Annotated in this window: 10 protein-coding genes; 4 read left to right on the top strand and 6 right to left on the bottom strand. The window is 74.3% G+C overall.

What is annotated here, in order from left to right; all coding sequences use genetic code 11:
• Positions 1-22 precede the first annotated feature (22 nt).
• The 5 genes from AB852_RS36825 to AB852_RS36805 form a co-directional block, all read right to left on the bottom strand.
• Positions 23-2,440 (bottom strand): right-handed parallel beta-helix repeat-containing protein, encoded by a 2,418-nt coding sequence (locus AB852_RS36825; protein ID WP_073795848.1) that lies wholly within the window; start codon positions 2,438-2,440, stop codon positions 23-25.
• 115 nt (positions 2,441-2,555) lie between these two features.
• Positions 2,556-3,143 (bottom strand): Rv1733c family protein, encoded by a 588-nt coding sequence (locus tag AB852_RS36820; RefSeq protein WP_073795845.1) that lies wholly within the window; start codon positions 3,141-3,143, stop codon positions 2,556-2,558.
• 115 nt (positions 3,144-3,258) lie between these two features.
• Positions 3,259-4,083, bottom strand: a complete 825-nt coding sequence (locus AB852_RS36815; protein WP_073795843.1) for an MOSC domain-containing protein — start codon at positions 4,081-4,083, stop codon at positions 3,259-3,261.
• Positions 4,084-4,129: 46 nt separating this feature from the next.
• The gene (locus AB852_RS36810; protein WP_073795840.1) at positions 4,130-4,570 is read right to left on the bottom strand and encodes a DUF6643 family protein; all 441 of its coding nucleotides are present in this window, start codon (positions 4,568-4,570) and stop codon (positions 4,130-4,132) included.
• A gap of 468 nt (positions 4,571-5,038) precedes the next feature.
• Positions 5,039-6,277 (bottom strand): glycosyltransferase, encoded by a 1,239-nt coding sequence (locus AB852_RS36805; protein ID WP_245877066.1) that lies wholly within the window; start codon positions 6,275-6,277, stop codon positions 5,039-5,041.
• A gap of 35 nt (positions 6,278-6,312) precedes the next feature.
• Between AB852_RS36805 and AB852_RS36800 the strand changes: the two genes are divergently transcribed.
• Both AB852_RS36800 and AB852_RS36795 read left to right on the top strand, forming a co-directional pair.
• Positions 6,313-7,152, top strand: coding sequence for a glutamate racemase (locus AB852_RS36800; RefSeq protein WP_073795837.1), 840 nt, complete (start codon positions 6,313-6,315; stop codon positions 7,150-7,152).
• Positions 7,153-7,225: 73 nt separating this feature from the next.
• Complete coding sequence (locus tag AB852_RS36795) at positions 7,226-7,795, top strand: hypothetical protein (protein WP_073795960.1); 570 nt, start codon at positions 7,226-7,228, stop codon at positions 7,793-7,795.
• Positions 7,796-7,874: 79 nt separating this feature from the next.
• Here AB852_RS36795 and AB852_RS36790 read toward each other — a convergent pair whose 3' ends face one another.
• Positions 7,875-8,972 (bottom strand): O-antigen ligase family protein, encoded by a 1,098-nt coding sequence (locus tag AB852_RS36790; RefSeq protein ID WP_342748525.1) that lies wholly within the window; start codon positions 8,970-8,972, stop codon positions 7,875-7,877.
• A 197-nt stretch (positions 8,973-9,169) separates the two neighbouring features.
• On the opposite strand from AB852_RS36790, the gene lnt reads away from it, so the two are divergent.
• Together lnt and AB852_RS36780 are read left to right on the top strand one after the other, a co-directional pair.
• Positions 9,170-10,804: an apolipoprotein N-acyltransferase gene (gene lnt / locus AB852_RS36785; protein WP_073795834.1), complete on the top strand. Its 1,635-nt coding sequence runs from the start codon at positions 9,170-9,172 to the stop codon at positions 10,802-10,804.
• A 96-nt stretch (positions 10,805-10,900) separates the two neighbouring features.
• Positions 10,901-11,374: an NUDIX hydrolase gene (locus AB852_RS36780; protein ID WP_073795832.1), complete on the top strand. Its 474-nt coding sequence runs from the start codon at positions 10,901-10,903 to the stop codon at positions 11,372-11,374.
• Positions 11,375-11,434: the final 60 nt, after the last annotated feature.

Here is an 11,434-nt window from a genome sequence, read left to right as displayed (position 1 = left end):
CGTACGGTGCCGTCGGGGCGGGTCACGGCAGGTCGGGCAGATCCTCCGGGTAGAGCAGGGTCAGCTCGTCCGTGCTGGGCTCGGCGAGCTGGGCGACCCGGCCCGCGTGCCGCTCGACCATCGCCTCGAACGTCTGCCGCGCGGTGCGGCCGTTGCCGAAGGCGGGGCCCTTGGGCAGGACCGTGAAGTACTTCAGCAACGCCTCCGGCGCCGCCTCGCCGAGCCGGTACTCGTGCTCCTCGGCCTGCTGCTCCACGATTCTCAGCAGCTCGTCGGGCATGTAGTCGTTGAAGGTGATGGTCCGGGAGAAACGCGACGCCACACCCGGGTTGGTCGCCAGGAACCGCTCCATCTCGGCGGTGTACCCCGCGACGATGACGACCACGGCCTCCCGGTGGTCCTCCATCAGCTTCACCAGGGTGTCGATCGCCTCCCGGCCGAAGTCCCGGCCCGAGTCCTCCGGTGACAGCGCGTACGCCTCGTCGATGAACAGCACTCCGCCGCGCGCCCGGTCGAACGCCTCCTGGGTGCGGATCGCGGTCGACCCGATGTGCTCACCGACCAGGTCCACCCGGGACACCTCCACGAGATGCCCCTGTTCCAGCACCCCGAGGGAGGCGAGGATCTCGCCGTACAGCCGGGCCACGGTCGTCTTGCCGGTACCGGGGGAGCCCGTGAAGACCAGGTGCCGTCGTGCGGAGGCGGCCTTGAGGCCCGCCTGCTGCCGGCGCCGGCCGACCTCGATCATGTCGGTGAGCGCCCGTACCTCGCGCTTGACGCTCTCCAGGCCGACCAGGGTGTCGAGTTCACCGAGTACGGCGTCCGAGGACCGCGCGGGCTCGGCGTGCGGTTCCGCGACCGCCGGGACCGCGCGTGGCGCCGGGCCGGCCGACAGGAGCCCCACCGAACCGGAGACCGTGGCCGTCGCCGCGGCCCTGGGCAGCGGATCGGGCGTGCTGGTCCTGTGTATCCCGCCGCTCTCGTCGCTGGTGCAGTCCTCGGCGACGGGCCCGTCCTCGGAGAACTCGTACCCGCCGCGCGCGCAGCGCTCCGTACGGCACTTGCGCAGGGTCGTACGGCAGCCGTCTATGACATGGAAGCCGTAGCCGCCGCTGCCGGTGACCTTGCATCCGACGAGGGTGCCCCGGCCGCCCGCGGAGACATAGAAGCCCGCCTCGGCGGGGGAGGTGACGGTGCAGCGTTCGATGGTCGGGTCGGCGCCCTTGGTCACGATGACCCCGGTCTGCACGGTGTCCACCGTGCAGTTCGCGAGGGTGCCGCCGCTGCCGTGGTCGCGGAACCACGCGCCGGTCGCGGCCTCCCGGATGCGGCAGTCGTCGAGCTGGGCCGTCGCCCCGTCGCTCACCGACACCGCGGTGTTGCGCACCTGGGTGAGATCCGTGTCGACGACATCCGCGCGGGACCCGCGGTCCAGTACGAACAGCGCGTCGGGCACGTCCCGGACCCGGCACGAGTCGAGGACGACCGCGGCGCCGTCGCTGACCCACACCGCCGGGTAGTCGCCGGTGCTGTCGTGGATCTCGCACTGATGGGCGTCCACCCGGGTGCCCGGGTCCCACACCGACAGACCGTTGCGGCCGAACCGGCTCACCGTGGACCGGGTCAGGGTCAGCACCGAACGCGACCTCAGATCGACCGCGTTCTCCGGGATGTCGTGGATACGGCAGTCCGCGAGGGTCAGCACCGCGTCCGTGTCGAGGGTGATCCCGTCGGCGGTCGTGCGGTGCACGTCGCAATCCGTCAGATGGGCCGTGGCCCGCGCGGTGACCTGCACACCGGAGCCCTTGACCTCGTACACCTCGCAGCCGAAGCCCTCCAGCGTCGAGCCCTCACCGGTCACCGAGATGCCGGGACCCGACGCGTGGTGCACCCGGCAGCGCTCCAGCCGGGGGCGCCCGCCGTCGCGGACGGCTATCCCGGACTGTCCCGCCGCGACGACCTCGCACTCCTCGAAGACACCGCCCCCGCCGTCCAGGACCGCGATACCTATCCCGGCCGGGTTGTCCACGGTGCAGCGCCGTACCGTCGGCCGCGCGCCCCCGCGCACCTCTATGCCCACCGCGGACCGGGTCACGATCCGCAGATCGGACAGCTCGGGCGCGCTGTCCTCCACGAGCAGCGCCGGGGAGGCGGAGTCCTGGCCCTCCAGCAGCAGGTCCTGGACGGCGGCCGGGGCGCGCACGGTGAGCGGCACCCCGTCGACCGGCGCGATCCGCACCGAACCCGCCGACCCCTCGGGGCCGCGCAGCGTCACCGCGCGCTGGATCACCAGGTTCTCCCGGTAGGTCCCGGGCGCGACGGTGAGTACGTCGCCGTCCCCCGCGGCTTCCAGCGCCGCGGCGAGGGAGGGGTACTCACCCGTGCGGCGCCGCCACCGTGATGTACCGCTGTGCGTCACCTGGACCGTGCCCTGTGCCATGGCGCTGTTCTGTCCCCACCTCGTCGTACGCGGGTGTCGCGAGTGCTGCCGAAGACCTCGGCCGGTCCACCGTAGCGTGTACGGGGGAGCCGAGTTGACCGGAGCGGAAGGCCGGTCAGCGGCCCGTGCCCGTCCGGCCCCAGTCGGGACCGGCCCGCTCCCACGCCTGGTCGAGACGCCGGTACCGGCGGCGCACCAACTCACCGACGGCCAGCCGCCGCACGACGTCGACCAGCGCGGCCAGCACCGCCACGGTCCACCCGCCCGCGAGGACCGCGTGCACGGTGACCGCGTCCGGGGCCATCGGCGGGGCGGTGATCCGGCCCCGTGGATCGGTCCATACCGGGAACCGGCTCCCCGCGCGCGGGGCATCGAGGCCGGAGGCGACCGGGCCGGTCCGGGGCGTGCCGTCCGGACCCGTCCAGCGGGCCGTGACCCTGCCGTCCTCGTCGTCCTCCGGGAGCGCCGCGCGGCCGGGCGTCACCCGGAGCACGGTCGCCGTCGTCCGGTACCGCTCCCGGTGCTGCTCGCGCACCGACTGTGTCAGGCTCCGCTCGGCCGCCGCTCCGGCGAGGACACCCGCCACCGGTGCCGCGCACAGTGTCAGCAGCAGGGCCCCGAGCGCCAGCCACGCCTCGACGGCGTCCGTACGGCGGCGCAACGGGTTGTGCCGCCAGCGCCACACTCCGACCATCGCTCGCACCCCGCGCCCCTCCCTCTCCCTGTCCGTGATAGCCCGTCATGGCGCCGTCCGCGCCGGGGAATCACGAAGAGAGAGCGAAATCACCAGCCCCGGCGGGGCCGTACCGCGCGGGACGTCACCCCAGGACGGTGACGGGGTCGCCCACCCGCAGGGTGCCGGTGTTCTCCGGTACGAGGTTCTGCCCGAAGACGAGCTGATCGCCGAAGCGGCGGTGCCGGGCGAGGGTCCGCAAGGGTTCCCGGCCGCGTTCGGCGGTGCGCTGGTCGGTCGTCGTCACCACACAGCGCCCGCACTTCTTGGCGACGCGGAAGGTGACCTCACCGATCGCGATCCGCCGCCAGTCGTCCTCGGCCCACGCGTCCGTCCCGTCGACCACGGCGTTCGGCCGGAACCGGTCCATCGGCAGCGGGCCCTCCGAGGCGTGCGTGCCCCGCGCCACCAGGTCGTTCAGCGCGTCGAGCGAGGCGCGGGTGGTGAGCAGCAGCGGGAATCCGTCGGCGAAGGACACGGTCTCCCCCTCGCGGGCGTACCCCGGGTCGATCGAGCGGCGGACCGCCGGATCGTCCATGTGCACCAGCCGGACCGGGATCCCGAGGAACTCGCTGAACCACGTGTGCGCGGCGTCGTCGGCGGACACCGCCTCGACCTTGTCGCGCCAGATCTGCACCGGGGTCGTCGCGCCGGGTTCCGGCACGGGCACCGTGACGGGCGCGAGGCCGGGTGCGGACAGCCGGACGGCTCCACCGGACAGCGAGCGCGCGCGCACCAGCGCGAGCCGGGCCTGCTGGCGCTGGGTGACGACCTTCGCCCCCTCGTCGACGAGCATCCAGCGGCGGTCGCCCGCGAGTCCCCACGGTTCCACGACGGCCTCGTCGGGCGTCTCGCCCTGAACCGCCTTCACCGGGTGGACACGCAGGGACACAAGCACTGGTTTCGCCATGCACCCATCCTGCCAGCAGGGTCGGACGAACCCCCGCCCGCGCCCGTCAGTAACCGCGGTACTGGCGGTTGTACGGGTCCTCGTACGGGGTCGGACCCGGAGCGGGCCGCGGGGCCGCGGGCCGCATGGCCTCGTAACCGGTGCCCTGCGGCGGCCGGGGCTGCTGCTGCGGGCCGGGGTAGCCGCGCGGGCCGCCCGGCTGCTGCGGGATGTACTGGCCCGGGTGCTGCATCGGCGCGGGCTGCGCGGCCGGCGCGTATCCGTACTGCTGCGGGTACTGCTGCGGAGAAGGGGCCGCCGGCAGCGCGGGAAGCGCGGAGGGCAGCGCGGGCAGATGGTGACTGCCGGTGTCGTACGCGGCCGGGACCCGGATCGGGGCGATCTGAGGTGTGCCCCGCTCTGCGACGAGGGAGTCGTAGATAGGGGTGTCCCGGAAGGACGGCGCGGAGTAGAAACCGCCGCCATAGGTGGAACGGGGGGAGGTCATGCCACCTAAGTTAAGCCCACGATGTGCTGGTTGGGGAGACCGATAAGAGGGTTGTTTTCCGTGCTCGTCGTAGCCGCGGATACCCAATCCGAGCGAACCCGGGAAAATCGGTCGCATGAGGGCGTAGGAATCCTGTAAAGGCGGAGTTCCCGGCAGGTTACCGCCGGTTGACCAGTGGTCATCCCCGTCGGCCGGAAATCCGTCCGTTCACCCGCCGCGCGTCCGCGCGCCGTTCGGTGAACACGGCGCACCAAGAACTGCCGCACCGTGCGGAACCGCTCACGCGGCCCCGGCCGTGAACAGCGGCGATGGAAGCGAACATGTCATCAGCACCTCATCCGCACACCATCCGCACGGTGTCCGTCCGGCGTTCACCGAAAGCGCCGAGGACCACCGCCGCGGTATCCGCGTCCCGTCCGAAAACGGATCACGGACGACGACAGCGCACCCGCGGGTGATCACTCCCGGTCACTGCTCGCCCGGGGCCACCCCGGCGTCCCCGGCGGCCAGCCCCGGCTCCCCCGGCGGACGGCCGGGGGGCACCCGGTCCGGCCGGGTGTAGGTACGGCCCTTCCAGCCCGTGCCGAGCCCCCGGTGGTGCCGTACCGCCGACTCCACCGTCATCAACAGGTACAGCAGGGCCGTGAACGGCAGCAGCGGCGCCGTCCACGCGCTCTCCCGGTAGTAGCGCAGCATCGGCAGATACGTCAGCGTCATCACCAGCCACGCCAGCCCGCCCAGGACCACCGGTGCCGCACCCGGCACGGTGCCCGTGGCACCGAGCACGACCGCGGCCGGGGGCACCAGGTACACCAGCGCGAGCCCCAGCACCGTCGCCACGAGCACCGCCGGGCGGTACCGCAGCTGCGCGTAGGCGCTGCGCGACACCATCCGCCAGACATCCGCCAGCCGGGGGCAGGGCCGCACACTGTCCACCTGGTCCGCGAGCCCCAGCCAGATCCGCCCGCCCGCGGCCTTCACCGCACGCGCCAGCGACACATCGTCGATCAGCGCGCCCCGGATCACCTCCGGCACCCCCGCCCGCTCCGCCGTCTCCGACCGCAGCAGCACACAGCCACCCGCCGCCGCGGCCGACCGCCCGCCCGGACGGTCCACCCGGCGGAACGGGTAGAGCTGCGCGAAGAAGTACACGAACGCCGGGACGAGCAGCCGCTCCCAGCCGCTCACCATCCGCAGCCGCGCCATCAGCGAGACCAGGTCGTAGCCGCCGGACTCCGCCGCCGTCACCAGCCGCTGGACGCTCGAAGGCCCGTGCGCGATGTCCGCGTCGGTGAACAGCAGATACCGGGGCGCGCCCTCCCGGGCCTGCGCCATCCCGTGCCGCAGCGCCCACAGCTTGCCCGTCCAGCCCTCCGGCGGCTCACCCGGCGACGTCACCGTGAGCGGGGCGCCCCCGTACCGCCCGGCCAGCGCGCGGGCCAGCTCGCCCGTACCGTCCGAGCTGCCGTCGTCCACCAGGAAGACCTCCAGCCGCCCCGGATAGTCCTGGGTCAGCAGCGACGGCAGGGTCCGCGGCAGTATCGCCGCCTCGTCACGGGCCGGGACGACCACGGCGACCGACGGCCACACCCGTGGCGCCCGCCCCAGCGGCAGCCGGACATCGGTCCGCCAGAAGAAGCCCTGGCCCAGCAGCAGCCACAGCCAGGCGGCGAGAGAAACAGCGGTCACCCACACCCACACGCTCACCCGCCGCAGTCTGCCCCACGACCCCGGGCCGGGCGATGCCCATCGTCTATGGTGACCGGGTGAAGATCGCGCTCATGGACTCCGGTATCGGACTGCTCGCCGCCGCCGCCGCGGTGCGCCGGCTGCGCCCCGACGCCGACCTCGTCCTCTCCTCGGACCCCGACGGCATGCCCTGGGGTCCCCGTACCCCCGAGGGTGTCGCCGAGCGCGCGCTGATCGTCGCCGAGGCCGCCGCGGAGACCGGCGCGGACGCCCTGATCGTCGCCTGCAACACCGCGTCCGTGCACGCGCTGCCCGCCCTGCGCGCCCGGCTCGAACCGGCGCTCCCGGTCATCGGCACCGTCCCCGCGATCAAGCCCGCCGCCGCCGGTGGCGCGGCCTTCGCGATCTGGGCGACCCCCGCCACCACCGGCAGCCCCTACCAGCGCGGGCTGCTCACCGAGTTCGCCGCCGGGGCCGCCGCCACCGAGGTCCCGTGCCCCGGACTCGCGGACGCCATCGAGCAGGCCGACGAGGACGCGATCGACCGTGCCGTCGCCGCCGCGGCGGCCCGCACCCCGAACGGCGTAACCGCAGTCGTCCTCGGCTGCACTCACTACGAACTGGTCGCCGAACGCGTCCGCGCCGCCGTCCGCGCACCCCTCGCCCAGCTGCCCGCCGCGCCGTCCCAGCCGGTGCCCCCGCTGATCCTGCACGGCTCCGCCGGGGCCGTCGCGGCCCAGGCGCTGCGCCGGATCGGGGTGAGCCCCGACCCGCAGGCGCCCCCTGTCGGATCGGTCACAGTCCTGCACAGCGGACGCCCCGCCAGCCTGTCGACACGCGCCCTCGCGTATGTCGAGGGACGGCTGCTGGCCGCCGTGGGCCAGCCCCGATAGCCTCCGGGCGCGCCCCGCCGTCACCCTCCGTGCTCCCCTGCCCCCGGTGCTGTTCGTCGGTACGCTCGACAGCATGAGGGACCACGCGCACGGCGATCGGGGCCCCACCGAGGGCCCCGACGAGATCTGGACCGGACGAGCGAGCAACCGCGTGCAGTGGCTGCTCGCCCTGGCGGGCGCCGCCTGTATCGCGCTCGGCGTCGAACTTGCTGTCGTCTCCGAGTGGGACAGCGGCGTCCTCGCCCTGGTGATGTCGGTCGTCGGCTGCATCGCGGCCGGGCTGCTCGTCCTGTTCGGCACCGTGGCGTTCGTCCATGTGGCCGTGCGCGTCGACGCCGACTCCCTGGAGGTCCGCTGCGGCCATATGGGACTGCCCCGGCGCCGTATCCCGCTGGCGCAGATCGTGGGTGTCGACTTCGCCCCCGCGGTCACCCCCCGGCAGTGGGGCGGCTGGGGCTACCGCTGGCGGCCCGAGATCGGTACGGCCGTGATCGTGCGCCGCGGCGAGGCCGTCGTGCTCAGCCTCGGCGACGGCCGCAAGTTCACCGTGACCGTGGACGACGCCGAGGCGGCCGTCCGGATCATCCGCGCCCGGCTCGGCCCGCCCTCCACCCCGGTCGCCCCCACAGCGGTCCGACCCTGATCCACCGACCGGGGACGCCCCGCCAGGTAGGCCGCCGTCCGCCCCAGGGCGCGCCCCGCATCCGTACGCGGCGTCCCGGTCAGTCCGGTGGCGCGGCGGCGGACGGCAGGGGCTCCGGGGACAGCGGCCGGGCCGTCGCGACCCCCGCGAGGAGCCCCGCGCCCACCGTCACCACCATGAAGCTCAGTGCGTCCCCGACCGCCGCCAGGGCCGCCAGCGCGGTGAGCGACGCCCCCGCCGTCAGCACCACACCGGTCGGCCGCGGTGAGAGCGCCAGGGCGTGCAGCACCCAGCAGAACACCGCCCCGAGCAGCGCCACCCCCACCAGCCCCTGCTCCGCGGCCTGCTGGAACAGCGCCGAATGCGGCCGTCCGTCCGGGACGACCGACTCCGCGACAGTCGGACTCAGCCCGCCGAAGAGGTTCGGACCGACCCCGGCCCACGGGTGCTCCCGTGTCATCTCCAGCGCGTCACGCCACAGCAGCACCCGGTACGGGGTGAGCTGGCCCTCCAGCGAACTCATCAGCCCGTCCGGGAGGACATCGGCCGCGACCGCCCAGGCCGCCGCCCCGACCCCCGCGACGGCGAGCCCGTAGCAGCTCAGCGCCGGGGCCCGCCGGGCCGTCCGGGCGGCGGCCGGGGAGATCAGCAGCACCCCGGCGCACAGGGTCAGCCCCGCGAGCGAGTCGAGGAGCAGGGCGCTCAGCGTCACCAGCACGGCGAGCGTCCACAGCGCGCGGCGGGCCCCGCGGTGCCGTGCCGCCCACGCCGCGCAGCAGGCCGCGCCGGTGGCCAGCGCGAGCAGGGCCGCCGCCGCGCCCCCGTGGCCCAGCGGCGAGGAACCCTCGGGGGCGGCCCGCAGATGCGGGAGGAGGAAGGCGAGGACGGCACCGGCGAGCGCGCCGACGGCCGGGGCGCCCACCGGGAACACGGCCCCGAAGATCCGGCCCGCGGCATAGGCGGCGGCCATCGCGAGGACGGCGAGCAGCAGTCCCTCGGGCCGTCCGCCGGTCGCCGCCGCGGTCATCAGCGCCCAGCCGGAACAGGCCGCAAGCAGGATCATGCCGACCGCGTCGGACGTGGGGCCGTGCGCGTCGGCCGCCCGTACCGTGCTCGCGGCGGACCGCTCGGCCGTGCCGCTCCCGCGCGCTGTCCCCGCGCGCCCCGCAGACCCCATCCGTCGCCCCCCGACGTCATGACGGGCCCCGGCGGCGGACCCCCTCCGGCCGTTCGTCCAGGGCTGCGGCACACGGTAACCGCTGGTACCGGCTTTGGGCACTCCCCGTGCCGACCTCGTCCGGTTCGCCACGGGCCCCTTCCCGGGGGTGTATTGCCCCCGGAAGGTATCCGGGGCCCGACCCGTAGACTCGCGGGGTGACCGTCACCGCCACCCCGACAGACGAGCCGGAGCGGCTCGGCGCGACCGAGGCGGCCTCCACGCGCGCGTCCCGTGCCGTACACCGGCTCCTGCCCACCCTCGTCGCCGCGCTCTCCGGCGTACTGCTCTATGTGAGCTTCCCGCCGCGCACCCTGTGGTGGCTCGCGCTGCCCGCCTTCGCCGGGCTCGGCTGGGCGGTGCGCGGGCGGTCCTGGAAGGCCGGGCTCGGCCTCGGCTACGTCTTCGGGCTCGGGTTCCTGCTGCCGCTGCTGGTGTGGACCGGGGTCGAGGTGGGCCCCGGCCCGTGGGTGGCGCTGGTGGCCATCGAGGCCCTCTTCGTCGGTCTCGTCGGCGCCGGGGCCGCGCTGGTGTCCCGGCTGCCCGGCTGGCCGCTGTGGGCCGCCGCCCTGTGGATCGCCGGTGAGGCGGCACGCGCGCGCGTGCCGTTCGAGGGCTTCCCCTGGGGCAAGGTCGCCTTCGGCCAGGCCGACGGCGCGTTCCTGCCGCTCGCCGCCCTCGGCGGCACCCCGGTCCTCGGCTTCGCCGTCGCCCTGTGCGGCTTCGGGCTGTACGAGGCGGTACGGCTGGCCGCCGACGCCCGGGGCGGCCGGAGCGTACGCCGGGCCGCCGCCGTCGCCGCCGCGGTGGCCGTGGTCCTCCCGCTCGCCGCCGCCTTCGCCGCGCGTCCGCTCGTCGGCGCGGAGGCCGAGGACGGCACGGCGACCGTCGCCGTGATCCAGGGCAACGTCCCGCGGATGGGCCTGGACTTCAACGCCCAGCGACGGGCCGTCCTCGACCACCATGTCAAGGAGACCGTGCGGCTCGCGGACGAGGTGCGGGCGGGCCGCGCGAAGCAGCCCGACTTCGTGCTGTGGCCGGAGAACTCGTCCGACATCGACCCGTTCCGCAACGACGACGCGCGCGAGGCGATCGATCGGGCCGTCACCGCCATCGGGGCACCGGTCTCCGTCGGCGCGGTCGTCGAGTCGGACGACGGCCGGCTGCTGAACGAGCAGGTCCTGTGGGACCCGGACAAGGGACCCGTCGACACCTACGACAAGCGGCAGATCCAGCCGTTCGGCGAGTACATCCCGCTGCGCTCGGTCATCAGCGTCTTCAGCAGCGACGTCGACATGGTCCGCAAGGACTTCAGCCGGGGCTCGGAACCGGGCGTCTTCACGATGGCGGGCACCCGGGTCGGGATCGCCACCTGTTACGAGGCGGCCTTCGACTGGGCGGTGCGCGACACCGTCACGGGCGGCGCCCAACTGCTGTCGGTACCGAGCAACAACGCCACCTTCGGGCGCAGCGAGATGACCTACCAGCAGCTCGCGATGTCCCGTATCCGCGCGGTCGAGCACAGCCGTACGGTCGCCGTACCGGTCACCAGCGGCGTCAGCGCCGTGATCATGCCGGACGGCCGGGTCGTGGACCGCACCCGGATGTTCACCGCGGACTCGCTGGTGGCCGAGGTGCCGCTGCGCTCGTCGCGGACGCCCGCGACCCGGCTGGGCACGGCACCGGAGGCGGTGCTGGTCCTGATCGCGGCGGGGGGCCTCGGCTGGACGGCGGCGCGTGCCGCGCGGGCCCGCGCGGCACGTACGGGAGAGCGCTCCCCGGCTCGTGTCTGACGGTTCGCGGCCAGGTGCGGTGCCGGGCGTCGCGGGCCGCGCGGCGCGTCCGGGAGAGTGATCCCGGGGGCCTTGAGCAGGCCCTAGGGTCGGGACATGGCTACTCCTGACTTCATCCGTGAACTCCGTACCACCGCCGGGCACCAGCTGTTGTGGCTTCCCGGGGTCACCGCGATCGTCGTGGACGACGACGACCGCGTCCTGCTCGGACGCCGCAGCGACACCGGTGAGTGGGCGGTGATCGGCGGTATCCCGGAGCCGGGGGAGCAGCCCGCCGTGTGCGCGGTGCGTGAGGTGTACGAGGAGACCGCGGTGCACTGCGTCGCGGAACGCGTCCTCCTGGTGCAGGCGTTGTCGCCGGTGCGGTACGACAACGGCGATGTGTGCCAGTACATGGACATCACGTTCCGCTGCCGGGCCGTCGGCGGGGAGGCCCGGGTCAACGACGACGAGTCGCTGGAGGTCGGCTGGTTCGCCGTCGACTCGCTGCCGGAGCTGGGGGAGTCGACGCTGCTGCGGATCAAGCTGGCGTTCTCGGACGACCCGGCGTGGTTCGAACCCGTGGAGTGAACCGGTCCCGCACAGCCGTCACCCACATGGGTGCATCGGGAGCGCGGGGGACCGTGGCGC

This window comes from Streptomyces uncialis (assembly GCF_001905345.1).
Classification (GTDB): domain Bacteria; phylum Actinomycetota; class Actinomycetes; order Streptomycetales; family Streptomycetaceae; genus Streptomyces; species Streptomyces uncialis.
This window is presented reverse-complemented; position numbering and strand designations above follow the sequence as displayed.